General features: G+C 54.6%; 18 protein-coding genes and 1 riboswitch. Of the genes, 9 read left to right on the forward strand and 9 right to left on the reverse strand.

Features of this window, described 5'->3' with window-relative positions; all coding sequences use genetic code 11:
• Window positions 1–49: 49 nt before the first annotated feature.
• Window positions 50–664: a transcriptional repressor LexA gene (gene lexA, locus GKC68_RS21180; RefSeq protein WP_014606946.1), complete on the reverse strand. Its 615-nt coding sequence runs from the start codon at window positions 662–664 to the stop codon at window positions 50–52.
• A gap of 106 nt (window positions 665–770) precedes the next feature.
• Complete coding sequence (locus tag GKC68_RS21185) at window positions 771–1,139, reverse strand: diacylglycerol kinase (RefSeq protein WP_013024155.1); 369 nt, start codon at window positions 1,137–1,139, stop codon at window positions 771–773.
• A 128-nt stretch (window positions 1,140–1,267) separates the two neighbouring features.
• Here GKC68_RS21185 and plsB point away from each other — a divergent pair, with 128 nt between their 5' ends.
• The gene (gene plsB / locus GKC68_RS21190; protein ID WP_047714340.1) at window positions 1,268–3,694 is read left to right on the forward strand and encodes a glycerol-3-phosphate 1-O-acyltransferase PlsB; all 2,427 of its coding nucleotides are present in this window, start codon (window positions 1,268–1,270) and stop codon (window positions 3,692–3,694) included.
• Between the two features lie 129 nt (window positions 3,695–3,823).
• Here the strand turns inward: plsB and ubiA are convergent, their stop codons facing one another.
• The 3 genes from ubiA to psiE all read right to left on the reverse strand — a co-directional run bounded on the left by ubiA (window position 3,824) and on the right by psiE (window position 5,727).
• Window positions 3,824–4,708: a 4-hydroxybenzoate octaprenyltransferase gene (gene ubiA, locus GKC68_RS21195; RefSeq protein ID WP_342656479.1), complete on the reverse strand. Its 885-nt coding sequence runs from the start codon at window positions 4,706–4,708 to the stop codon at window positions 3,824–3,826.
• Between the two features lie 11 nt (window positions 4,709–4,719).
• Window positions 4,720–5,232 carry a chorismate lyase gene (ubiC, locus tag GKC68_RS21200; protein WP_028722836.1) on the reverse strand — a complete coding sequence of 171 codons (513 nt, stop codon included), beginning with the start codon at window positions 5,230–5,232 and terminating at the stop codon, window positions 4,720–4,722.
• Between the two features lie 84 nt (window positions 5,233–5,316).
• Window positions 5,317–5,727, reverse strand: coding sequence for a phosphate-starvation-inducible protein PsiE (psiE, locus tag GKC68_RS21205; protein WP_028722835.1), 411 nt, complete (start codon window positions 5,725–5,727; stop codon window positions 5,317–5,319).
• Between the two features lie 624 nt (window positions 5,728–6,351).
• On the opposite strand from psiE, the gene GKC68_RS21210 reads away from it, so the two are divergent.
• Window positions 6,352–7,164 (forward strand): alkaline phosphatase family protein, encoded by an 813-nt coding sequence (locus tag GKC68_RS21210; RefSeq protein ID WP_047714342.1) that lies wholly within the window; start codon window positions 6,352–6,354, stop codon window positions 7,162–7,164.
• A gap of 404 nt (window positions 7,165–7,568) precedes the next feature.
• Window positions 7,569–9,194: a Na/Pi cotransporter family protein gene (locus GKC68_RS21215; RefSeq protein WP_028722833.1), complete on the forward strand. Its 1,626-nt coding sequence runs from the start codon at window positions 7,569–7,571 to the stop codon at window positions 9,192–9,194.
• Between the two features lie 48 nt (window positions 9,195–9,242).
• Here the strand turns inward: GKC68_RS21215 and panS are convergent, their stop codons facing one another.
• Window positions 9,243–10,163: a ketopantoate/pantoate/pantothenate transporter PanS gene (gene panS / locus GKC68_RS21220; RefSeq protein WP_342656480.1), complete on the reverse strand. Its 921-nt coding sequence runs from the start codon at window positions 10,161–10,163 to the stop codon at window positions 9,243–9,245.
• Between the two features lie 117 nt (window positions 10,164–10,280).
• Window positions 10,281–11,633: a lysine-sensitive aspartokinase 3 gene (gene lysC / locus GKC68_RS21225; RefSeq protein ID WP_014595054.1), complete on the reverse strand. Its 1,353-nt coding sequence runs from the start codon at window positions 11,631–11,633 to the stop codon at window positions 10,281–10,283.
• Window positions 11,634–11,743: 110 nt separating this feature from the next.
• Window positions 11,744–11,936: riboswitch (Lysine riboswitch) on the reverse strand.
• A gap of 399 nt (window positions 11,937–12,335) precedes the next feature.
• Here lysC and pgi point away from each other — a divergent pair.
• From pgi to GKC68_RS21250, 5 genes are all read left to right on the forward strand, one after another.
• Window positions 12,336–13,982, forward strand: coding sequence for a glucose-6-phosphate isomerase (gene pgi / locus GKC68_RS21230; protein ID WP_342656481.1), 1,647 nt, complete (start codon window positions 12,336–12,338; stop codon window positions 13,980–13,982).
• Window positions 13,983–14,546: 564 nt separating this feature from the next.
• The gene (gene yjbE, locus GKC68_RS21235) at window positions 14,547–14,795 is read left to right on the forward strand and encodes an exopolysaccharide production protein YjbE (protein WP_026020991.1); all 249 of its coding nucleotides are present in this window, start codon (window positions 14,547–14,549) and stop codon (window positions 14,793–14,795) included.
• A gap of 193 nt (window positions 14,796–14,988) precedes the next feature.
• Window positions 14,989–15,636 carry a YjbF family lipoprotein gene (locus GKC68_RS21240; protein WP_342656482.1) on the forward strand — a complete coding sequence of 216 codons (648 nt, stop codon included), beginning with the start codon at window positions 14,989–14,991 and terminating at the stop codon, window positions 15,634–15,636.
• Window positions 15,633–16,376: a capsule biosynthesis GfcC family protein gene (locus tag GKC68_RS21245; protein WP_342656483.1), complete on the forward strand. Its 744-nt coding sequence runs from the start codon at window positions 15,633–15,635 to the stop codon at window positions 16,374–16,376. The genes GKC68_RS21240 and GKC68_RS21245 overlap by 4 nt, the downstream gene beginning before the upstream one ends.
• A complete protein-coding gene (locus tag GKC68_RS21250; protein WP_028722829.1) occupies window positions 16,376–18,466 on the forward strand; it encodes a YjbH domain-containing protein in 2,091 nt (696 codons plus the stop codon). The genes GKC68_RS21245 and GKC68_RS21250 overlap by 1 nt, the downstream gene beginning before the upstream one ends.
• Before the next feature lie 32 nt (window positions 18,467–18,498).
• Here GKC68_RS21250 and metH read toward each other — a convergent pair whose 3' ends face one another.
• The gene (gene metH, locus GKC68_RS21255; RefSeq protein WP_342656911.1) at window positions 18,499–22,182 is read right to left on the reverse strand and encodes a methionine synthase; all 3,684 of its coding nucleotides are present in this window, start codon (window positions 22,180–22,182) and stop codon (window positions 18,499–18,501) included.
• A 191-nt stretch (window positions 22,183–22,373) separates the two neighbouring features.
• On the opposite strand from metH, the gene iclR reads away from it, so the two are divergent.
• Complete coding sequence (gene iclR / locus GKC68_RS21260) at window positions 22,374–23,204, forward strand: glyoxylate bypass operon transcriptional repressor IclR (RefSeq protein ID WP_014595049.1); 831 nt, start codon at window positions 22,374–22,376, stop codon at window positions 23,202–23,204.
• A 132-nt stretch (window positions 23,205–23,336) separates the two neighbouring features.
• Here iclR and GKC68_RS21265 read toward each other — a convergent pair whose 3' ends face one another.
• On the reverse strand, window positions 23,337–24,509 hold the full coding sequence (locus tag GKC68_RS21265; RefSeq protein ID WP_342656484.1) for a serine hydrolase domain-containing protein: 1,173 nt from the start codon (window positions 24,507–24,509) through the stop codon (window positions 23,337–23,339).
• Window positions 24,510–24,763 lie beyond the last annotated feature (254 nt).

The following is a 24,763-nucleotide window of genomic DNA, read 5'->3' on the forward strand; positions in this document are numbered from 1 at the left end:
TAAGCAGGGGAAGAGTAAGATTGACGAAAGCCGACAATCTTAACCGGTTTTACAGCCACTCGCCGTTACGCACAATGCCCACGGCCAGACCTTCAACGGTCAGTGACTGGGCACGGGTGTCAACAACGATAGGCTCGAAATCATTGTTTTCAGGTAAGAGATGTACCACAGAACCCTGCTTTTTCCAGCGTTTCACCGTGACTTCGTCATCGATGCGCGCCACCACAACCTGACCATTGCGCACATCCTGCGTTTTGTGTACGGCCAGCAGATCGCCATCCATGATGCCGATGTCTTTCATTGACATACCGCTTACGCGCAGCAGAAAATCCGCTGAAGGCTTGAACATGTCGGGATCCACTTTGTAATGCGTTTCAATGTGTTCCTGGGCCAGTAATGGCTCACCGGCGGCAACACGACCAATCAGCGGCAGGCCGTCTGATGGCTCTTCTTCCATTAACAAACGGATACCGCGGGACGCACCAGAGACAATTTCAATCACGCCTTTACGCGCCAGTGCTTTCAGGTGTTCTTCGGCCGCATTGGGCGAACGAAAACCGAGTTGTGCAGCAATTTCTGCGCGCGTTGGCGGCATGCCTGTTTGATTAATGTGGTCGCGAATCAAGTCGTAGACCTGTTGCTGCCTGCTGGTTAATGCTTTCATCCCGCCCCCTGGTTGTTTATACAGTCGCTGTGAGTATATACAGGTATTGGTGAAATGGAAACCAAAACTCAGGCCAAAATCAGTTATTTGAGCCGAGATGGAACGCTTATCGCAAATGCGACCAAAGCAGCGTTCCCCAGACAAAAAGGGCCAGTAATATTGCGATAAAAACAGCAGCGGATCCCATGTCTTTTGCCCGCCCGGCAAGCGGATGACGCTCCTGGCCTGTGCGGTCTACCACGGCTTCTATCGCGCTGTTCAGGACTTCGACAATAATCACCAGCACGACAGAACCAATCATCAGGATGCGCGAAACAGTATCGACATCCAGCCAGCAGGCCAGGATAATCGCCACCACTGCGGCAACCGCTTCCTGGCGAAAAGCGGCTTCGTGCTGCCAGGCAGCACGCAGACCTTGCCATGAATAGCCGGCCGCTTTCACAATACGGTTAAGGCCGGTGGCATTATTTGTCATAATAAAGGAACTCTTTTCAAAGGATTGACGTCAATATTGGGCAGCGCACAATTGTCGCTGTCACAGATTTTTGCTGCGCTTTCTGATAAGCTTGCGCCGCTTTGCTAACAAGAGGCTTCATATTGTCTATGTCAGGTTGGCGTATACTTTTTTATAAATTACTGAATTTACCCCTTTCGTTTCTGGTAAAGAGTAAGGCCATTCCGGCCGATCCCGTATCCGAACATGGGCTGGATCCTACCCGGCCTATTATGTATGTCCTGCCTTATGATTCAAAGGCCGATCTCCTCACTTTGCGTGCGCAGTGCATCCGGCACGATCTGCCCGATCCGCTCTCACCACTGGAAATTGACGGGGCCCTGTTGCCGCGCCATGTCTTTATTCACGACGGTCCGCGCGTGTTCCCCTATTTCGTGCCCAGCGTCGAGTCGGTAAAAATCTTCCACGAATATCTTGATCTGCACCGCAGTAATCCTGAGCTTGATATTCAGATGTTACCGGTTTCAGTTATGTTTGGTCGTGCACCTGGCCGGGAAGTGCAGGGTGAAGACAATCCACCGCATTTGCGCTTGCTTAACGGCGTACAAAAATTCTTTGCCGTGCTCTGGCATGGACGTGACAGTTTTGTGCGCTTCTCACCGACCGTCTCTCTGCGTCGTATGGCGACTGAGCACGGCACGGATAAATCCATCGCCCAGAAACTGGCCCGGGTTGCCCGTATCCACTTTGCCCGTCAGCGTCTGGCGGCTGTTGGCCCGCGCCTTCCCGCGCGCCAGGATTTGTTCAATCGCCTGCTGCAATCGAAGGCGATTGAAAAAGCGGTAGAAGACGAAGCCCGCAGTAAAAAGATTTCCCATGAGAAGGCGCAGCAGAACGCCATCGAGATGATGGAAGAGATTGCCGCCAACTTCTCCTATGAAGCCATTCGCGTGACGGACCGGGTAATGGGCTGGCTCTGGAGCCGCCTCTATCAGGGGATCAACGTGAACGGCGGTGAGCGCGTGCGTCAGCTGGCGCAGGACGGCCACGAGATCGTTTATGTGCCCTGCCACCGCAGCCACATGGATTACCTGCTGCTGTCTTACGTGCTGTACCACCAGGGGCTGGTACCGCCGCACATCGCCGCCGGTATTAACCTGAATTTCTGGCCTGCCGGGCCGATTTTCCGCCGTCTGGGTGCCTTCTTTATTCGCCGTACCTTTAAGGGCAACAAGCTCTACTCCACCGTTTTCCGCGAATATCTGGGCGAGCTTTTTACCCGCGGCTATTCCGTTGAGTATTTCGTTGAAGGCGGCCGTTCACGTACTGGCCGACTGCTGGATCCTAAAACCGGGACGTTATCCATGACGCTGCAGGCCATGCTGCGCGGTGGTACGCGCCCTATCACGTTAGTGCCTATTTACATCGGTTATGAACACGTCATGGAAGTGGGAACCTACGCGAAAGAACTGCGCGGCGCCGTTAAAGAGAAAGAAGGCTTTATGCAGATGGTGCGCGGCTTGCGCAAGCTGCGTAACCTCGGCCAGGGATACGTGAATTTTGGTGAGCCGCTGCCGCTGATAAATTATCTGAACAAGCGCGTTCCTGAATGGCGGGATTCTATCGATCCCATTGAAGCCCAGCGCCCGGGCTGGTTAACCCCGACGGCGAATGATATCGCGGCCACTATTATGGTGCGTATCAATGAAGCCGGCGCGGCGAATGCCATGAACCTGTGCGTGACCGCCCTGCTTGCTTCACGTCAGCGCTCACTAACTCGCGAGCAGCTGATTGAACAACTGGAGTGCTACACCCAGTTGCTGCGCAATGTGCCCTACTCACCGGATGCAACATTGCCAGACATGTCCGCCGAAGCCTTGCTGGACCATGCCCTTAGCATGAACAAGTTCGAGAGTGAGAAAGACAGTATTGGTGACATCATTATTCTGCCGCGCGAGCAGGCCGTACTGATGACCTACTACCGTAATAACATTCATCATATGCTGGTGATGCCAGCGCTGATTGCGGCGATTGTGCAGCAGCACCGTAATCTGAGCGAAGCCGAACTGCTGCGTCAGGTCAGTCTGATTTACCCGATGCTGAAGAGCGAACTGTTCCTGCGCTGGAGTAATGACCAACTGCCGCAGTTGCTCACTGATTTGTGCCAGGAACTGGCGCGTCAGGGACTGATCACCATTGAAGCGGGCCTGCTGTCGTTCAATACCGCACGTTACCGTACGCTTCAGCTACTGGCCGCAGGTGTGCGTGAGACGCTGCAGCGCTACGCCATTACGTTCTCCATCCTGAGTGCCAAGCCCACCATCAACCGTGGCACGCTGGAAAAAGAGAGCCGCACCCTGGCGCAGCGTCTGAGCGTGTTGCACGGCATCAACGCGCCAGAGTTCTTTGATAAAGCGGTGTTCTCCTCACTGGTGCTCACACTGCGTGATGAGGGCTATATCAGCGACAGTGGCGATGCAGACGTGGCGCAGACGCTGGCGACCTGGCATATCCTGGCTGAGCTGGTTACCAACGATGTCCGTATGACCATTGAAAGCGCTGTCGCGCACGATTAACGGGTCAGCGACAACGAAAAAGGCGACCATTAAGGTCGCCTTTTTTATTCGCATGCTGGCATGGCGCAACGACCTGCTTTAACCCACTTTCCAATCCACAAGCTGGCTGCGATGTTCTTTCAATGGCTGTTAAAAAAGCTGTGAAAACGGCAGCGTATTCATCAGCACGCCCAGAAACAGAACCAGCCCTACGTAGTTGTTATTCAGAAAAGCGCGGAAACAGGCCTGGCGATCGCGCTCTGCGATCAGCTTTTGCTGATAAGCAAACAGCCCCGCAGCCAGCAATAGTGTCCAGTAAAAGGCCCCGTTCAGATCCAGAATCATCCCTACCGACGCCATGATTACCAGCGTCGCCAACTGCAGCAAACCAATGATAAATTTGTCGTAGCGGCCAAACAATATCGCCGTTGATTTAACGCCAATCTTCAGGTCATCATCGCGATCGACCATGGCATATTGCGTATCATAGGCCACCGTCCAGCAAATGTTAGCCAGAAATACCAGCCAGCAAACAAGAGGTAAGGACTCACTAACTGCTGACCATGCCATGGGAATCGCCCAGCCAAATGCCGCGCCCAGCACCACCTGCGGCAAATGCGTATAGCGCTTCATAAACGGATAAACCCAGGCCAGTGCCAGGCCCACGACCGAGAGCATGATGGTCATCAGGTTCATGCTCAGCACCAGGGCAAAGGCAATCAGCCCTAACACCGCAAATAAGTATTTGGCCTCTTTCGCGGTGACGGCACCGCTTGCCAGCGGCCGCTGCTTCGTGCGCTCAACATGACCATCGACCTTGCGATCGGCATAATCATTGATGACACAGCCTGCGGCGCGCATAACAAATACCCCGGCGACAAACACCGCCAGTATGTGCAGGGGCGGAACAGCCATCTTCGCCAACCACAGCGCCCACAATGTTGGCCACAGCAGCAGCAGAGCGCCAATCGGTTTATCAATTCGCATCAGGCGGCTGTAAACCTGCCATTTCGTCATGTTTTGTGTGTTCTGCACAGGTCAAACCCTTAACCTTGATCACGATAGAGCGGCGAAGCCGGTAAAAACAGTTCCGTTAACAGCAGCGGTTTCCCTGACAGTCGCAGGCGCGAGCGGCGTCCCCAGAGCGCATCAACGCGGCCAGGTTCAATGAAATCGCGGGTCAGCGTTGAAGAAGAGAACAGGTAACGCCCCAGCGGGCGCGTACCGAGTTGCTGTAACATCGCTTCCGGGCCGTTAAGGGTACTTTCTGGCACCAGCGTGCGCCCTGCCAGCCAGGGTTCCTCATCCCCGTAGAGAATGACTTCTCGCAGCCAGAAACGCTGATCGGCAGGGAGTAATGCCCCTTCATCGCCGAGTTCATCGGCGGAGATAAAGCCCTCCTGTACAGGTTCCACCCTGACCTTCTGGCAATGCTGTTCAAAGCGTCGCGTCATGGAATCCTCTTCCATTAACCAGTCACGAAGCGGTTGCGTCAATGCGGCATCGTCCAGCGCCAGCCAGTTGAGTGAACGTAACGAACGGAGCGGGTCTTGCGTCATGGCACTTTCCCCTAAAAATTTTCAGAGAGGTAGTTTAGCGCAGAGCGATACAAGGAACACCCGTCCTGAATGCTGAGAACGTGATTACTCGCGTTTAAGCCGGTTACTGTTTGCCAGCCACAGCGTGATCACCAGCAGCAGGATGGCCGCAGAGTAGCACAGCGTATCAAAGGGATTTTTATGGTCGACGATGATCAGCCTGATGATGGCCGTAATCCCGATATAAACAAAATAGCGCAAGGGAAAATGGTAGCCCGACTGAAAGTACTTCACGATGAGTGCAATGAACTCAAAGTAGAGAAAATAAATCACAATGCCCTCAATCAGCAGGTAGGAAGACGCCTGCTCACCGGTGCTAAACAGCACATTGGCCAGATGTACTGTCTCCTTGCCCAAAAATACCATCAGAATGAAGGCCAGGATTAACAGCCCCGCGTTCAGTACCCACTGCATCAGGCGCGCAATCTTCTGTGCTACAGGGTTTTTATCACTCATGTCACGCCTCAAAATCGAATGAAGTTAGGTTAGCGTTATCATGCTTTAGTGTGACCCAAATCACAATATAGCCGTCAGGCTTACCGCATACGATGCCCTCTCCGACACAACGTTGAGACGTGTCGTGTTCCCTGTCAGGCAGGGTGAATTCCGTCTCCCTAAGGCGGAATAACACAGCTGTACAGGCCGGTTTTTTATTGCGGTGTTACTGCGGCTCACATCGGCCCGCTACGGCGGCTGATTTTCGCCGTGCCGCGGGTTGTTAAGCCTGTCATCCATTTTTCATATCCGCAGACTACATTGGCTCGGCTTTTGCGAACGACGGCGTCAGATAATGCTTTCACCGACGTCTCTGAATGAAGGGGTTTACTGCCCTGAGCTGGCGCGTGGCTTCTGTCCTCTGACAGTGAAGTCAGGTGGCCGCAAAAAAACGCGATGCAGTAAGCAAGACGTCATCAGAAAGCAGACGGCCCGCAACAGGTTAGTGTGCGCACACTATCAAAAATAACTCCTGCGCAGGCAGTAATAAGACGTGAAATCTAAGCCTGTCACCGCGTCAGATAACCTCACCGTCCTCCCTGAGGACTCAGACGCGCAAATTCAGCAGCGCAGTAAGGAGAAAACATGAAAACGATTCTGGTGATTTTGGACGGCCTGAGTCACTACGTTGCTCAACATGCTATGGGTTACCTGCATGCGGAATGCGCCCAGGACAGAGGGCATTATTACAGCCTGACCTGCGAACTACCCTCGCTGTCACGTCCGCTGTATGAATGTATTCTGACCGGCGTTGCGCCGGTGCGCAGTGGCATCATTCATAACGACGTAAACCGCCTGAGCCGCGAACGCAGTGTGTTTCACTATGCGCGCGATGCCGGACTTACCACCGCCGCCGCCGCTTACCACTGGATAAGCGAACTGTATAACCGCACGCCTTTCGTCCCGGCACGCGATCGTCACACTGAGGCCCCGACCCTGCCTGTTCAGTTTGGTCATTTTTACGTCGATGACGGCTATCCAGACTCGCACCTGTTTGAAGATGCCGAGAGTCTTCGGTTACGTTACAACCCGGATTTTCTGCTGATTCATCCGATGAATATCGATCATGCCGGGCATCAGCATGGCCTGTCTTCTGCGCAGTACCGTAACCGCGCGCGCATGGCGGATGGCTATCTGTCGCAGTGGATGCCCGGTTGGCTGGCAGAAGGCTATCAGATCGTCGTCACGGCCGACCACGGGATGAACGACGACCGGTCGCACGGTGGCATGCTGCCAGAAGAAACGACCGTTCCCCTGTTTGTGTTTGGCGAGGGATTCTCGCTAAGGCCCGGGCTGGCGCCTCAACAAACCGAGCTTTGTGGCACCCTGTGTTCACTGCTTGATGTGCCCCATGATAAGCCAGTCCATCATGCCCTGCTGGCGGGCTCAGCATACTGAAGCTGGCGCCCTTTCCCGTGCGGCGGTAAGGGTTAAGAGCATGACCGCCTTAAACCCGCTCCTGTGCTGACCTGCCGGGGTCAGCAACCGTGTATCACCCGCGGCCCTCTCCGGTCAGCCCCGCGCCCACTGAACGTCTCTGTCTTTGCCTGTGCGATGCGCCAGCGCTGACCGTCCAATCGGCCTGAAAAGACTCGCCCGGTAAACGAAGCGGTGCGCGCAGGCCGGATTTGTCCATGTAGATCGCCAGAGTAGTCTACATTTAGAGATGTCGACGTTGCGCAGGTTGTTTAAAACACTGAAAAAAATTGTACAGCGTCCGGCAATCACGTGATCAGATTGCGTTCTCCATCAGGCTGGCAATCTGAACCGCCTGAAGCCTGATGGTTAAGGAGCCACTATACGTGTTAACCCTGCTTAACTTACTCTCTGCCGTTGCGCTTCTGGTATGGGGCACGCACATTACCCGCTCCGGAATTATGCGCGTATACGGTGCCGATTTGCGCCGGGTGCTCAGCCGCAGTGTCGAAAAGAAACCCATGGCGTTCCTGGCCGGCATTGGCGTGACCATGCTGGTACAAAGCAGCAATGCCACCACGCTGCTGGTGACCTCATTTGTGGCCCAAAACCTGGTGAGCCTGACACCGGCATTGGTGGTGATATTGGGTGCTGACGTCGGAACAGCCATTATGGCGCGCGTCCTGACGTTTGATCTCTCCTGGCTTTCACCACTGTTTATCTTTTTTGGCGTAGTGTTTTTCATCAGCCGCAAACAAACCCGCGCAGGACAGCTTGGACGGACCAGCATTGGTCTGGGGCTTATCCTGCTGGCGCTGCAGCTGATTGTCGAAGCCGCCAGGCCAATTACCCAGGCCTCGGGCGTGCAGGTGCTGTTTTCCAGCTTAACGGGCGATGTGATGCTGGATGCCTTGATCGGCGCGGTCTTTGCGATTATCAGCTACTCTAGTCTGGCAGCGGTGCTGATTACAGCCACCCTGACGGCAACGGGCGTGATCGCCTTTAAGGTGGCGCTGTGCCTGGTGATTGGCGCTAACCTCGGCAGTGGTTTACTGGCCGTCATCAACGGCAGTGGCTCCAACGCGGCGGGTAAACGCGTGGCGATGGGCAGCCTGCTGTTTAAGCTGATTGGCTGCGTATTGATTCTGCCCTTTGTCGATCCGGTTGCGGTATGGCTGGACAAGCTGCCGGTGAACGACGAAGAGCTGGTGATCTTCTTTCACGTTTTCTACAACCTGATTCGCTGCGTGGTGATGGTGCCGTTCGCCGATGCCATGGCGCGTCTGTGTTGCCGACTGATCGCTGACGATGCCGAAAGCGATACCACGCTGAAACCCAGGCACCTTGACAGCAGCGCCCTGGATACACCGGCACTGGCGTTAGTTAACGCGGCGCGCGAAGCGTTGCGCATGGGCGACGTGCTGGAGCAGATGCTGGACACGTTTCTGCAAGTGGTTCGTGGAGAAGCACGCGCGGAACGTCGCGTGCGGCGGCTGGATGATGACGTCGATGTGCTCTACACCGCCATCAAACTCTATCTGGCGCGCATGCCCAAAGAGGACTTATCAGAGCAGGATTCTCGCCGGTGGGGAGAAGTGATTGAAACGTCGCTAAATCTGGAAATGGCAGGCGATATCATTGAACGCATGAGCGGCGATGTAGCCGATAAGTCTCTTGCCGTGCGCCGAACCTTTTCGCCTGAAGGCATGAAAGAGCTTGAGTCCCTCTACGAACAGCTGGTTGAAAACCTGCGGCTGAGCCTGTCGGTTTTCCTCTCGCACGACGTCACCAGCGCGAAGCGGTTGCGCCGAGCCAAACACCGTTTCCGCCTGAAAATACGCCGTTATTCCCATTCACACGTCAATCGCCTGCACCAGCAGAATGTGCAGAGCATTGAAACCAGCTCTCTCCATCTGGGCCTGCTGGGTGATATGAAGCGGCTGAACTCCCTGTTCTGCGCAGTGGCCTACACGGTGCTGGAACAGCCGGATGACGAACGGGACGGGGATTAATTTACAGGGGCCATCCGGCCCCGTGATGTCGGTTGTGCAGGCAGAAAACTACTTCTTTTTCTCAACAGGTTTACCCGACCAGTAACCCGCCAGCAGTGAACCGGACAGGTTGTGCCAGACAGAGAACAGGGCACCCGGCAGCGCGGCCAGAGGAGAAAAGTAAAGTTTGCCCAGCGTTGCGGCCAGTCCTGAGTTTTGCATACCGACCTCAAGCGCCAGCGTGCGGCAGGTGGACTCATCAAAGCCAAACAGTTTACCGCCCCAGTAGCCTCCCAGCAGACCAATGGCATTGTGCAGGATGACCGCCGCAATCACCATGACACCGACTGAGGCAATAAAGCCCTGGCTACCTGCCACGACGGCGCTGATGATCAGCAGAATACAGAGCATGGAAAAGGCTGGCAGATAGGGCTCGATCCGGCGCACCACGCTGTTCATAGTGTGATGGATGATCAGGCCTAACCCGATAGGGATCACGACGATCTTCACGATGCTCAGTAGCATCCCAGCGACATCAACCTGAATGTGCGTATCCACGTAAAAGCGCGTCAACAGCGGCGTGGCAAACACGCCCACCAATGCTGACACCGACGAGATCGTCACCGACAGGGCCACATCGCCTTTCGCCAGATAGATCATAACGTTAGAAGCGGTTCCACTGGCAACGCTGCCCACCAGAATCATCCCCGCAGCGAGATCCGGCGGCATATGAAACAGCTTAGCCAGCGCCCAGGCAGCCAGCGGCATGACCAGATAGTGTAAGAAGGTGCCGGCAATAACCGGTGCCGGGCGCGTCAGTACGCGTTTAAAATCATCAATGTTCAGCGTTACGCCCATGCCAAACATAATCAGCATCAGCAGATAAGCGACCCATGGACCGACGCCAAGAAAGGTCGTGGGTGAATAGTAGGCAGCGACAGACAACAAGATTGCCCACAAAGGAAACAGGCGAGTTAAGGTGGCAAGCATAAACAGATATCCTAATAAGCGAGTGAGGGACGACTGTGAAAGCACGCTGTGCCGCCTGGCGGCCTGTCGTGAAAAAGCCGGACAAAGACCGGCTTTAACCCACTGGCGGCTGAGCGCTTATTCAAACAGATTGTGATGCAGTGTACGCACTACGCTTTCAGCATCATTACCCGGCACCAGGAAACAGAGATTGTAGCTGCTGGCACCGTAGCAGATCATCCGCAGGTTAAAAGGTTCGAGCACGCCGAAGACCTCTTTTCCTACGCCGCAGGCTTTCGACAATTCGTTGCCGATAATGGCCACCAGCGCCAGGTTTTCTTCCACTTCCACCCGACAGAGTGACGACAGCTCCGTCAGCAGCGCCTGGCTCAGCAGATTGTCGCCCGTTGAGGTTGATCCCGTGGTATCCAGCGTTAACGCCACGCTTACTTCCGACGTGGTGATCAGATCCACTGACACGTTGTGACGCACCAGAATATTGAAGACTTCAGACAGGAAGCCCGGCGTGTGTAGCATATTCAGGCTGTGCAGCGTGACCAGGGTTTGCTTGCGGCGCAGCGCCAGCGCACGGAACAGCGGTGGATTCGCCGTCTCATTGCAGACGCGCGTACCGCCCGCGGCAGGATCTTTACTGGAACCAACAAACACCGGAATGTCGCTACGCACTGCAGGCAGCAGCGTCGCAGGGTGCAGCACTTTGGCCCCAAAGGTGGCCATTTCAGCCGCTTCTTCAAAGGTGATCTCATCAATACGCTTTGCCGCAGGCACTACGCGCGGATCGGTGGTGTAGATCCCTGGCACATCCGTCCAGATATCCACGCGCGAGGCTTTTAACGCTTCACCCAGCAAGGCCGCCGTGTAGTCACTGCCGCCGCGACCTAACGTGGTCGTGCGCCCTTTTTCTTCGCTGCCGATAAAGCCCTGGGTTACCACCAGTGACGCCGCAATACGCGGTTGCAGCTGCGCGCTAACCTGTTCAGCCAGTACGGCCACATCGGGCTCAGCACGGCCAAAACGGTCATTGGTACGCATGACTTTGCGTACATCGAACCATTCTGCATTAACCTTGCGTTCACGCAGGATCTCAACGAACAGCAAGGTCGACATCAGTTCACCGTGGCTGACCAGTTCGTCGGTTAAGGCGTTAGACGTGGCCAGCGCGGCCGCATCGGACAGCATGCCGATGTTATCAATGATGCGGTCGATTTCGTCGCGAATGACGTCCGGATTTTGCAGACGATCGATGATAGCGTATTGAATGCGGCGAATGTCATCGAGTTGCGCTGCACGCTGCGATGTCTCCTGGCCTTCGGCAAGAGAGACCAGCAGGTTTGTGATGCCTGCAGAGGCAGAGAGCACCACCAGCCGGGTATTGCTGTCCTGCAATACCACATCGGCGCTACGGTTCATGGCATCGAAATCGGCAACGCTGGTACCGCCAAATTTCGCTACATTCAGATTCAGAGACATTGTATGACCTCGTGTCAGGGTACGTTGCCCTCATCCGTTAACGGGTGAGAAACAGTAATTCAGCCTAAGCACAAGGAAAGAGCAGAAACGGGTAAGATCGAATAGACGAGTCACCCAGAAGCGCTCCACCTTGCAAAACGTCCGACTGTGGACGTTTCTGGTGACAACCCAGAGGATTCAGCCCCTGTAGCCGACAGTCAACACACCGTGTGTTTACCACCTCGGCGTCGCTCCCCCTGATGTGTTATCGCCGGATACGGTTCCTCCAACACACTGCCTGGGCGACGCGCCTCTTCTGGCTTGCGCACGGGTGCGCAAGTAGCGCGCATAGATTTATCGATTTCTGGCCCTGCTGTCAATGACCGCTGTGGGACAATTTTTCATGCAGAGCGCACCGGATAACAAATTTTGCCCTAATGCAGCGACTACAGTGCTTAATGGCTTCAGCAACGCCACCACTTTCTGATGTGGCACAAGGTATGCGGTCTGCTAACAGGCCATACTTTTCAGCCTCTCCACCATGGAATCAGACTGAAATCTTGCCGCATTATTGACCGTAAAACAGCGTGTTTTCATCATGGTGCCTTTATGGTGCAGACAAAATTTTCCTTTCAGTTGCAACTGTGGTCATACTGAAATGCTAACCGGGTACGATGCGACCCCGATGGAATGACGGTTCTTAATATCAACAAGAGTGTTGCCATGAAAAATATCAATCCGACCCAAACCGCAGCCTGGAAAGCGCTGCAAGAGCACTATGAACAGATGAAAACGGCGAAAATTGCCGACCTGTTTGCCCAGGATGCCGATCGTTTTGCTAAATTCTCAGCCACCTTTGACGACCAGATGCTGGTGGATTTTTCGAAAAACCGCATTACTCAGGAAACTCTCGACAAGCTTCAGGCACTGGCAAAAGAGACCGATTTAAGCGGTGCGATCAAGTCTATGTTCTCGGGTGAGAAGATTAACCGCACTGAAGATCGCGCCGTGCTGCACGTCGCGCTGCGTAACCGCAGTAATACGCCGATTATCGTTGATGGCAAAGATGTCATGCCTGAAGTCAACGCCGTGCTGGAAAAAATGAAAGGCTTTTCCGAACGCATTATCGGCGGTGACTGGAAAGGCTATACCGGAAAACCCATTACGGACGTGGTGAACATCGGTATCGGTGGCTCTGACCTCGGGCCCTTCATGGTGACGGAAGCGCTGCGTCCGTATAAAAATCACCTGAACATGCATTTTGTGTCTAACGTCGATGGCACCCACATTGCCGAAACGCTGAAAGATCTGAGTCCTGAAACCACGCTGTTCCTGGTCGCCTCTAAAACCTTCACCACCCAGGAAACCATGACCAATGCCCACAGTGCGCGTGACTGGTTCCTGAAAACCGCCGGCGATCAACAGCACGTTGCAAAGCACTTTGCTGCGCTCTCCACTAACGCCAAAGCGGTAGGCGAATTTGGTATTGATACGGACAACATGTTCGAATTCTGGGACTGGGTAGGCGGTCGCTATTCACTGTGGTCAGCAATCGGTCTGTCAATTATCCTTTCTATTGGCTTCGATAATTTTGAGCAGCTGCTGAGCGGCGCGCACGCCATGGATAAGCACTTCTCAACCACGCCAGCGGAGCAGAATCTTCCGGTGCTGCTGGCACTGATCGGGATCTGGTACAACAACTTCTTCGGTGCCGAAACAGAAGCCATCCTGCCGTACGACCAATATATGCATCGCTTCGCGGCCTATTTCCAACAGGGAAATATGGAATCGAACGGTAAATACATTGACCGTGCAGGCCAGCCTGTTACCTATCAGACAGGCCCGATTATCTGGGGCGAACCGGGTACTAACGGCCAGCACGCGTTTTACCAGCTGATTCATCAGGGCACCAAACTGGTCCCGTGCGACTTTATCGCCCCTGCGGTGAGCCACAATGCGCTTGCCGATCACCATCCTAAACTGCTGTCTAACTTCTTTGCCCAGACGGAGGCCCTGGCCTTTGGTAAATCGCGTGACGTGGTTCTGAAAGAGTTCACCGACGCCGGCAAGTCTGCCGAGTCGGTCGCGCATATTGTGCCGTTTAAAGTGTTTGAAGGTAACCGGCCCACTAACTCTATTTTGTTACGCGAAATCACGCCGTTTAGCCTGGGTGCCCTGATTGCCCTGTATGAACATAAAATCTTCACCCAGGGTGCCATTCTGAACATCTTTACCTTCGATCAGTGGGGCGTTGAGCTGGGCAAACAACTGGCAAACCGTATTCTGCCAGAGCTCGAAAATGACAGTGATATTACCAGTCATGACAGCTCCACTAATGCCTTAATTAATCGCTACAAGCGTTGGCGTTAAATTTCCCCAGGCACAAAAAGGCGGCTATTTAGTCGCCTTTTTTATTCTATGATGGAGAGTGCAACCCGCTTTTTATCTGAAAAGTCGTTATACGGATTGGATAATTCTTAAAATAGGCTGAGGCAAATCCGAAGTTAGCCGGGGTTAAATCATGACAATCTTATTAAAAATGGCCCTAAAACGGCACGCAGTTCATTCTTACCTGTTGTTTTATAATGTTATTTAATTTCACCACGCGTAAGGAAATTCCGATAATTCTTATTCCGTACCAAAGAATACTAAATAAGTAGAAACCGCTTTGCTTTCTCAGTCCTGGCAGACAAATATCCGGCCTTTCAAGATAAACCCATGCCTTTAAAATAAGTTAACGCTGAATTTGCTTAATTAAGCCCGTTTACGCCCCCACAGACTGACAGGTTTTTACATTACTGAACTCTGGTATTTTGTTGCCCTATACTGGACGCGCCCGTAATGGGCCTGTCCCTCGGCTTTGCGTCAACGGTTTATGCTGTTGTGCAAAAATGTCGGATAGCAATCCTTCATTCACTCAATGTAGGTGTTGTTATGAAAAAACGCATGATTGCCGGTCTGGCATTACTTTACGTAGCCGTCTCTTCCAGTGCGTTTGCCGCGCCGGAAGAAGCTGGTGCTGCAGCGGGCGCACAGGCGGGCACCATGTCCGCAGGTACGACGACCGCTGTGGGTATCGGGGTGCTCGGCGCGTTAGTAGGACTCGGTGTTGCCGCTTCTGGCGGTGGTGACGGGGCAAATACTGGTACAACAACCACAACCACAACGGGCACCACGCGTTGATGGGTACCCTGCTCATTCGGGCTGTAGCAAGGCTGCGAACGCGCATATCACGATTCGTTTGCGCAGGTAAATGAGTCGCTATCAGGATGCCACAGCGTCGGCAGCCTGAACGAGTAAGGGTATGGGAGCTTTAAACATAACCACACTTTCGTGTGGTTATTTTTACTTTGGCATCATTTATCAGGGACACATTGTGCGCCAACTTCCGCTGCTGCTCGTTTGCCTGCTGCTGCAGGCCTGTACACAAACGCAAAAAGGACTCGAACAGACCGTGATAATGGCCATTGAAGGGCCAGAAGATGTCACCGTCACGCCTCAGCAGATTGATAATCTGCCCTATGCCAGCCTGTATGCCCGAATCAATGATGGCCAGCGTATTTTTGTCGTGCTGGGTTATAACGAAAATGGCCAGCAAAAGTGGGTCACTCGCGATCAATCGATGCTGGTTACCGCACATGGCAGGCTGATCAAAACGCTGGGCCTGCCTGACAATCTGACAGACGTCAGTAATTTACAGCAGGATCCGCTGGCTAAAGGCCTGCACCTCAGCAACGGAGACAGCTGGAGGCGAATTGTTCAGTGGACCGTTCAGGGCAACGTCCATAGCGGTACCCTGAGCTCAACCTTCACGCGGGGCGATGACGAGGTGCTGGATATTGCGGGGAACCGCATTGCCTGCCGCGTCTGGCATGAGCAGCTTCATATCGACAGCCTGGGTCGCGAGTGGCAAAACACGTTCTGGATCGACAACAGTAGCGGTCAGGTCGTGCAGTCCCGACAAATGCTGGCTGCCGATGCATTCCCTGTTGATATCACCATTCTGAAGCCGGCAAAATCATGAAAAACATAACACGCTTGTTGGCAGGAATGAGCCTGCTCACCACCCTGGCCGCTCAGGCCGCAGGTCAGGTTACCGTGCATGCCCCCCACGATACCCAGAGCGTACAGGTTAACCAGGTGGAAAACCTGGCACAGCTGGTGACTCAGCCCGCGCTGATGACACAGACTGACTGGCGACGCGCCGTTATTGCCGAGCGCGGGGCTACGGCAGTCGCGCAGCAGCAGTATCAGCAAACGCTGGCACAGTTGCGCGCCTGGCGTGCCGACAGTAGCGGAGATCAGGCTGCGGCCATTGATGCCGTTATTCGTCAGTTAAGCGGTATCCGGGTGACCGGGCGGCAGTTCACCTCTCTGGATCCCGACTGGATCCGTCTGCACACGATGGATAACCGCCGCCTGGAAGGCAGCTACGACCTCTACCTTACCCAGCCCAGCACCAGCGTCCTGTTGTTTGGCCCCATCGCAGGCGCCGGTGCCGTGAACTGGCAGCCAGGGAAATCCGTACGGGATTACCTGAGCGAGCACCCCCGCCAGGCTGGAGCAGAACGTAATATCGCGATTGTGATTGCGCCGGACGGCACGACGCGGGAAGCGCCTGTGGCCTACTGGAATCACCGCCACGTTGAACCCGAACCCGGCAGCATCATTATGACGGGCTTCTCGTCGTGGAGCCTGCCAGGCGCGTTTAAAGACCTGAATGATCGCCTTGTTTCTGTTCTGACTCACCGGATACCAGACTGATGAAAAAACGTTATCTTCTCAGCCTGTTGGCTGTTTCTGTGGCAAGCGCCTGTCAGGCCCATGCGGAAATGTATGCTGCGCCGGTAACGCCTTCGCAGTCTGATTTTGGCGGCGTGGGCCTGATGCAGGTGCCCACCGCGCGTATGGCGAAAGAGGGCGAATTTAGCCTGAACTTCCGCGATAATGATCAGTATCGCTACTATTCTGCTTCACTGCAGCTTTTTCCCTGGCTGGAAACAACCGTGCGTTATACCGATGTGCGCACCCGGCGTTACAGCGCGGTGGAAAGTTTCAGCGGCAACCAAAGCTATAAAGATAAAGCTTTCGACCTGAAGCTGCGCCTGTGGCAGGAAGGTTACTGGCTGCCGGAGGTCTCGTTTGGTACCCGCGATCTGGGCGGCACCGGCCTGTTCGACAGCGAGTACCTGGTCGCCACCAAAGCCTGGGGGCCGTTCGACTTTACGTTGGGTATGGGCTGGGGCTATCTGGGCAACAGCGGAACCGTGAAAAATCCCTTCTGTTCTTACAGCGACAGCTACTGTCAGCGTCCCGGCGTCGGTCAGGCGGGATCGATCAATGGCTCGCAGATGTTCCACGGCCCTTCGGCGGTATTTGGCGGGATAGAATACCAGACGCCCTGGCAGCCGCTGCGCCTGAAGGTGGAATACGAAGGTAACGATTACAAGGATGATTTCGCCGGACGCCTGCCGCAGCGCAGCAAGGTCAACGTCGGCGCAATCTACCGCGTCACTGACTGGGCCGATATCAATGCCAGCTATGAGCGCGGCAATACTTTTATGTTCGGCTTCACCATTCGCACCAACTTCAACGATATGCATCAGGATCATATCGACAGTCCGAAACCTGCTTACAATCCGAACCCGCAACCTAAGCTGCTGGAAACCACGGTGACAGGTAATCAGCTGTCTGAACTGAAGTCCAACGCGGGCCTGGCAGGTCCAAAAATCCAGACCAAAGGCAGCACGCTGTACGTATCAGGCGAGCAAACCAAATACCGTGACACGCGTGAAGGTGTGGATCGCGCGAACCGCATCATCATGAATCATCTCCCAGACGGTATTGAGACCATAAACGTGACGGAGTCGCGTTACAACATGCCTCAGGTCACGACAGAAACCTCCGTTGCCAGCCTGCGCAACGAGCTGGGGGGTTATCCATTAGGGCATGAGAAGCCGTTACAACAGGTCCGCACAGATCCGGTTGATCCGGAGTCTACCGAGCAGGGCATGTTTATTCGCAAAGAGCGCCTGAGTTACAGCCTGTCGCCGGTACTTAACCAGTCTGTGGGCGGCCCGGAAAGTTTCTATCTGTACCAGGTTGGCGTGATGGGCAACGTCGATTACTGGCTCACCGATCACTTGCTGGTAGGCGGTAGCCTGTTTGCTAACGTTGCGAACAACTACAACAAGTTTAACTACAATGGCGCACCTGCGGATTCCACGCTGCCACGCGTACGTACGCACATTCGCGACTACGTTGAAAACAACGTTTACGTTAACGATCTGCAAGCCAACTACATGGATTATTTGGGTAATGGATTCTATGGCCAGGTCTACGGCGGCTATCTGGAAACCATGTATGGCGGCGTAGGCGGCGAAGTCCTCTATCGTCCGGTAGACAGCAACTGGGCCGTTGGCGTGGATGCTAACTATGTGCGCCAGCGTGACTGGAATGACATGATGAGATTCACCCGTTACGAAGCGCCGACCGGTAATCTTACCGGCTACTGGCGTCCCTGGTTTATGGAGAACGTCTTAGTGAAAGCCAGCGTCGGGCAGTATCTGGCGAAGGATAAAGGCGTCACCATTGATCTCTCTAAGCGCTTCGACAGTGGCGTGATGGTTGGCGTTTATGCCACAAAAACTAACGTATCATCGCAACAGTATGGCGAAGGTGACTTTACTAAAGGCTTCTATATCTCCATCCCCATGGATCTGTTTACCGTTACGCCAACCCGTGGCCGTGCGCAGATTAACTGGGTACCGCTCACCCGTGATGGTGGCCAGATGCTGGGAAGGAAGTACCAGCTGTATGACATGACCTCGGACCGTGACGCCCGGTTTAACTAAAAAAGAGGCAGCCATCAGGCTGCCTTGTTTTTTCAGTCGGCGTCGTAACCCAGATTAGGGGCCAGCCAGCGCTCCACTTCGCTTACCGACATGCGCTTACGCGCCGCATAGTCCTCAACCTGATCGCGCTGAATCTGCGCCACGGCGAAGTAGCGGCTGTCTGGGTGGCTGAAGTACCAGCCTGATACCGAGGCGCCTGGCCACATGGCAAAAGACTCCGTGAGTTTCATACCCGTATGCGTTTCCACATCCAGCAGCGCCCAGATAGTGGCTTTTTCGGTGTGTTCCGGACAGGCCGGATAGCCCGGCGCCGGGCGAATGCCCTGATAATTTTCGCGGATGAGCGCCTCATTACTGAGGTGCTCATCGGGCGCAAAACCCCAAATCGTTTTGCGCACCTGTTCGTGCAGATATTCGGCGAAGGCCTCGGCTAAGCGGTCCGCAATGGCTTTGACCATAATCTTGTTGTAGTCGTCCTGCTGCTTATCGTAAGCCTCGGCCAGCGCATCTTCTTCCAGCCCGCCCGTCACGGCAAAAGCCCCGATATAATCAGCTTTACCGCTGCTTTTCGGCGCCACAAAATCGGCCAGACAGTAGTTGGCAAAGTCGGTTTTTTCCGTTTGCTGCCGCAGATGGTGGCTGATGCTCAGCAGCGTATCGCGCTGCTCATCCGCAAAGATATGAATATCGTCGCCCACGCCATTAGCCGGGAACAGGCCGACCACGCCGCGTGGCGTCAGCGCTTTTTCGTCACTCAGCTTATCCAGCATCGCGTTAGCGTCGGCAAACAGTCGTTTCGCTTCATCGCCCACGACCTCATCCTCCAGGATGCGCGGGTATTTGCCAGCCAGCGACCAGGTCATAAAAAAGGGCGTCCAGTCGATGTAATTGCGCAGCACGTCAATGCCCGCGTCGACGGGCCTGACACCGACGTGCTTCGCGACGGGCGGTGTATAGCTGTCCCAGTCAATTTTCGTCGCGTTGTCGCGCGCAGCGCTGAGTGAGACCGGCGGCGTGCGCGGTTTTTTACGCGCATGCTGAATACGCACGGTTTCATATTCTTTGCGGGTGCGCGCGACGAAGTCATCCCTGAGGGTATCCGATAGCAGGGATGACACGACACCCACCGTGCGCGAGGCGTTTTGCACATAAACGGTGGGCCCGCTGTAGTGCTGTTCGATTTTCACGGCGGTATGGGCTTTAGACGTGGTGGCGCCACCAATCAACAGCGGCAGCGTAAATCCCTGACGCTCCATCTCTTTCGCCATGTTGACCATTTCATCCAGCGACGGCGTGATGAGCCCGGAAAGACCAATGATGTCAGCCTTCACTTCGCGCGCGGTCTTGAGGATTTTCTCGCCCGGCACCATCACGCCGAGGTCGATAATCTCATAGTTATTGCACTGCAGGACCACGCCAACAATGTTTTTGCCAATGTCGTGGACGTCGCCTTTTACCGTTGCCAGCACCACCCTGCCGTTGCTGCGTCCGGCTTCTTTACTGGCCTGAATGTAGGGTTCAAGCCAGGCGACGGCCTGTTTCATCACGCGGGCCGATTTCACGACCTGCGGCAGGAACATTTTGCCTTCACCAAACAGATCCCCCACCACATTCATGCCGGACATCAGCGGCCCTTCAATTACGTCTATCGGGCGCGCGGCCTGCTGACGGGCTTCTTCCGTGTCCTGTTCAATAAACTCGGTGATGCCTTTGACCAGTGCGTATTCCAGCCGTTTTACTACGTCCCAGCCGCGCCATTCAACCTGCTGCTTTTCATCCGCACTGTCGCTTTTATTGCGGCGGTATTTTTCCGCCAGCGCCAGTAATCGCTCAGTGCCGTCGGCGCGCCGGTTAAGGATCACGTCCTCAACGGACTCACGCAGTTCGTCAGACAGGTCGTCATAAATGGCCAACTGCCCGGCGTTCACGATTCCCATGTCCATACCGTTACGGATGGCGTAGTAGAGAAACACCGCGTGAATCGCCTCACGAACCGGATCGTTGCCCCGGAACGAGAACGAGACGTTAGATACGCCACCCGAGATCATCGCATGGGGCAGTTCACGTTTAATGTCTTCGCAGGCGCCAATAAAATCCATCGCGTAGTTGTTGTGTTCGTCGATACCGGTCGCAACGGCAAAAATATTGGGATCGAAAATGATGTCCTCAGGCGGAAACCCCACCTGTTGCGTCAGGATCTGGTAGGCGCGGCGACAGATCTCAATCTTCCGCTCACGCGTATCGGCCTGCCCCACCTCATCGAAGGCCATCACCACCATGGCGGCCCCGTAGCGGCGAACAAGGCGGGCATGGTGGATAAATACGGCCTCACCTTCTTTCATTGAGACGGAGTTGACGATGCCTTTTCCCTGAATACACTGCAGCCCTTTCTCAATCACCTCCCATTTCGAGGAGTCGATCATAATGGGCACGCGGGCAATATCGGGCTCACCCGCAATCAGGTTGAGGAAACGCACCATCGCGGCTTCCGCATCCAGCATTCCCTCATCCATATTGATATCAATAATCTGGGCACCGCTCTCAACCTGTTGTAACGCGATCTCCAGCGCCTCATGGTATTTATCTTCTTTAATCAGGCGCTTAAATTTAGCAGAGCCGGTAACATTGGTGCGTTCTCCCACGTTCACAAATAACGATTCTGCACTGATATTCAGCGGTTCAAGACCCGAAAGACGGCAGGCAACGGGCAATTTGGGGCGCTGACGTGGCGCAACGTCTGCCACGGCCGCCGCGATGGCAGCGATGTGCTGTGGCGTGGTGCCGCAGCAGCCGCCAACAATGTTCAGAAATCCGGCGTTGGCCCATTCCCCAATCTGTTGCGCCATCACCTCTGCATCGAGATCGTATTCGCCGAAGGCGTTGGGCAAACCGGCATTGGGGTGGGCAGTAACATAGCCTTCGGCGATGCGTGACAGCTCAGCGACATACTGACGTAGTTCATCCGGCCCCAGTGCGCAGTTCAGACCAAAGGATAAGGGTTCTGCATGGCGCAACGAATTATAAAAGGCTTCGGTAGTTTGTCCGGAAAGCGTGCGGCCTGAAGCATCGGTGATGGTGCCGGAGATCATCAACGGCAGCACCACGCCGAGGGCTTCCATCTCTGCTTTCACCGCAAAAACAGCCGCTTTGGCGTTGAGCGTATCGAATACCGTTTCAATCATGATGATGTGGCAACCACCTTCCACCAGCGCCCGGGTGGACTCACGATAGGCGTCCACCAACTGATTAAAGGTGATATTACGGAATGCCGGATCGTTAACATCGGGTGAGATCGAGCAGGTACGGTTGGTGGGGCCCAGTACGCCCGCGACATAGCGCGGTTTATCTGGCGTTTTTGCCGTCCACGCATCTGCGCAGGTACGCGCCAGCTTCGCGGCCGCAAAGTTAATCTCTGCCGACAGGGCTTCCATCTGGTAGTCTGCCATCGCGATGGGGGTGGCATTAAAGGTATTGGTTTCGAGAATGTCCGCGCCGGCGGCCAGATACGCATCATGGATCTCGCGGATCACCTCTGGTTTGCTTAGCACCAGCAGGTCGTTATTGCCTTTGAGATCGCAGGGCCAGTCAGCAAAACGGCTGCCACGGAAATCGTGTTCGTCCAGTTTATAGCTCTGGATCATGGTGCCCATTCCACCGTCTAATACCATAATGCGTTGGGCAAGTTGCTGATGCAGCGCGTCGGTCAGATTGCTCACGGTTGTCTCATCCACGTCAATGCGCTGGTGAAATACCAGCCAGTCATTCTTGCATAAGGCCATGATGCCTCAAAGTAACCTTCGTGGAGAATTTCAGGGAAGTGATTATCAGGTCTGACCAGCACGCCAGCGTTTGCATTCAGGCTGATTAAAACGAAAATGGTTTCCACTATGTGAAAAGGAGAAACAGAATGGCAACGCCCGTCGCCGCCAAACGCGGAAAAAAACCCCGTGGCACCCCTGCCCCCTCTGCGCCCGCAGGCGGTCAGGTTCAGTCACTGACCCGAGGGTTAACGCTGCTGGAGTTGATCGCGAATTCACATGGCAGCGTCGCGCTTACCGAACTCGCGCAGCAGGCCGGATTGCCTAACTCCACAACACATCGCTTGCTGACCACTATGCAGCAGCAGGGGTTTGTGCGCCAGGAGGGCGATTTAGGCTACTGGACCATGGGGGCACATGCGTTTGTGGTTGGCAGCAGTTTTTTACAGAGCCGGAACCTGCTGGCGCTGGTCCACCCGGTGCTGCGTACGCTGATGGAAAACTCGGGTGAAACGGTCAATCTGGCGGTGCTGGACCTCAGCGATTTTCAGGCGGTGATTATCGATCAGGTACAGTGTACGCAACTGATGCGCATGTCTGCACCGATCGGCGGCAAACTGCCAATGCATGCATCGGGCGCAGGTAAAGCTTTTCTGGCGCATCTCAGCGACGAACAGGTTACCGCTCTGCTGCATCAGAAAGGCCTGCATTACTACACGCCCAATACGCTGATGTCACCTCAGAGTCTGAAAACCAATCTGGCACAGATCCGGACGCGGGGATTTTCTTTCGATGACGAAGAACATGCGCTCGGTTTGCGTTGCGTGGCGGCCCCCATTTACGATGAGCACGGCGAGCCATTTGCGGCGCTTTCCATCTCTGGGCCTATTGCCCGTATGACGGACGACCGCATCACCGAACTGGGCGCGCTGGTCATCCGCGAAGCCCGTCAGGTCACCCTGGCGTACAGTGGCCGTTAAAGAAATGCCGCCCCGCCCGATAACGCCGGCGCGCTCTTGATGCTTTCTCAACCGCAGCCTTTATAAGAAACAGCCTGTGGACTGGCCAGCGCCGCCCTGGAAGGGGGCGCCCGCCGTCAGTCCAACAATCAACTACGCAAGACCGCTATATACGGCATCGCGAAGCATCACGGGGAACTGACCGTTTACCCCTTCCGGCGTCGTGTTTGTCATGGCCAGTACACACAGTTCTTCTTGGCGATCAACAAACCAGGTATGGCCGTAAGCGCCGCTCCACGACAGCGTGCCCGCTGACTGAGGCGACCCGGCCGCATCGGGATCGGCAAGCAGTGCCCAGCCCACACCAAATCCCCATCCCGGTCCCTGCGTGGCATATTTCGCGGCTACGTGTTCCTGCGTCATAAAGTCAAAGCTGTCGCGCGTAACCAGCGGGGCGCCCTGTCGCCGGATCGTTTCCAGCAATTGCATGAAATCGGGGGCTGTCCCTGCCATTCCCCCGCCGGCGCACGGCCAGGCATCGGGTTTAAGAATACGGTCAGGACAGAAAATGGCTGCGCCCTCACCGAAAGGTATGCGTTGATTCTCACCTATCGCCGTGGGCACCGGGCTGTCATCGGTGTACACCCTGGTTAAACGCGCCTTATCCCGGACGGTAAACAGCGTATCTTTCATCCCAAGCGGTTCCGTGACCGCATGACTCACCAGATCCGGCAAACGCTTACCGGTTGCCCGCACCATGATTTCGCCCAAAACATCAATGCCCAGGGAATAACGCCAGCCGCTGCCCGGTTTAAACTGCAGCGGAGTGCCTGCCAGGCGTTGTAGATTCTCTTCAATGGATAACCCCGGTTGATAGTCGATCCCATCAGACACGTTCAGGGTGTGATAAAGGGAATCAGCCGGCGCGGAATAACGGTACCGTAAACCTGACATGTGACTCAGAAGATGTCGCACCAGGATGGTTGCAGGTTGCCCCTCTTCCAGGCAGGGACGGAAATCGGGCAGCCAGCGCGTAATATCGTCATCCAGACTCATGTACCCTTGTTCGATCAGGCGCATTGCCGTGAGGCTCACGATGGGTTTGGTCAGCGAGGCAAGGCGGAAAATCGCATCCAGCGCCATGCTTTTCTTCTGCTCTCTGTCAGCCAGACCCGCCGCTCGCTGATACATTAACTCGCCGGCTTTAGCTACCATCACCGTACAACCGACAATGCGCTGTGCATCAATCGCCTGATCGATAACCGCATCCATAGCGGTTTCAAGTTTTGCAGAGGATGGAACAGGTCCTGATGTAAAATAAATCATTATCGATTCCTTGAATATTTAAAAAAATAAAAAGCGTTATTTTGATTGCTTTTATACATAACGAGGCGAATAGATTTTATATATTACTCGCCACCTTGCTTAACAAAAACCCCAAATAAGACCCACATCAAACAACATCCTTCTCACGTAATAAGACATTTCAATCACTTAATTGGTCAACCAAAAGTTGACTTTAAGTCTAACTTATGGACATCCAGGGGATTTGTGATCAACCTCTTTTTTTTAAAATAGCA

The sequence above is a fragment of the Pantoea sp. RSPAM1 genome (genome assembly GCF_038816185.1).
Classification (GTDB): domain Bacteria; phylum Pseudomonadota; class Gammaproteobacteria; order Enterobacterales; family Enterobacteriaceae; genus Pantoea; species Pantoea ananatis.

Bases quoted from the DNA above. Each gene is read 5' to 3' on its own strand.
- GKC68_RS21210 (WP_047714342.1), top strand. From the start codon at position 6,352: ATGAAAACGATTCTGGTGATTTTGGACGGCCTGAGTCACTACGTTGCT.
- GKC68_RS21265 (WP_342656484.1), bottom strand. From the start codon at position 24,509: ATGATTTATTTTACATCAGGACCTGTTCCATCCTCTGCAAAACTTGAA.
- panS (WP_342656480.1), bottom strand. From the start codon at position 10,163: ATGCTTGCCACCTTAACTCGCCTGTTTCCTTTGTGGGCAATCTTGTTG.
- yjbE (WP_026020991.1), top strand. From the start codon at position 14,547: ATGAAAAAACGCATGATTGCCGGTCTGGCATTACTTTACGTAGCCGTC.
- lysC (WP_014595054.1), bottom strand. From the start codon at position 11,633: ATGTCTCTGAATCTGAATGTAGCGAAATTTGGCGGTACCAGCGTTGCC.
- GKC68_RS21250 (WP_028722829.1), top strand. From the start codon at position 16,376: ATGAAAAAACGTTATCTTCTCAGCCTGTTGGCTGTTTCTGTGGCAAGC.
- psiE (WP_028722835.1), bottom strand. From the start codon at position 5,727: ATGAGTGATAAAAACCCTGTAGCACAGAAGATTGCGCGCCTGATGCAG.
- GKC68_RS21245 (WP_342656483.1), top strand. From the start codon at position 15,633: ATGAAAAACATAACACGCTTGTTGGCAGGAATGAGCCTGCTCACCACC.
- GKC68_RS21185 (WP_013024155.1), bottom strand. From the start codon at position 1,139: ATGACAAATAATGCCACCGGCCTTAACCGTATTGTGAAAGCGGCCGGC.
- lexA (WP_014606946.1), bottom strand. From the start codon at position 664: ATGAAAGCATTAACCAGCAGGCAGCAACAGGTCTACGACTTGATTCGC.
- pgi (WP_342656481.1), top strand. From the start codon at position 12,336: ATGAAAAATATCAATCCGACCCAAACCGCAGCCTGGAAAGCGCTGCAA.
- iclR (WP_014595049.1), top strand. From the start codon at position 22,374: ATGGCAACGCCCGTCGCCGCCAAACGCGGAAAAAAACCCCGTGGCACC.
- ubiC (WP_028722836.1), bottom strand. From the start codon at position 5,232: ATGACGCAAGACCCGCTCCGTTCGTTACGTTCACTCAACTGGCTGGCG.
- plsB (WP_047714340.1), top strand. From the start codon at position 1,268: ATGTCAGGTTGGCGTATACTTTTTTATAAATTACTGAATTTACCCCTT.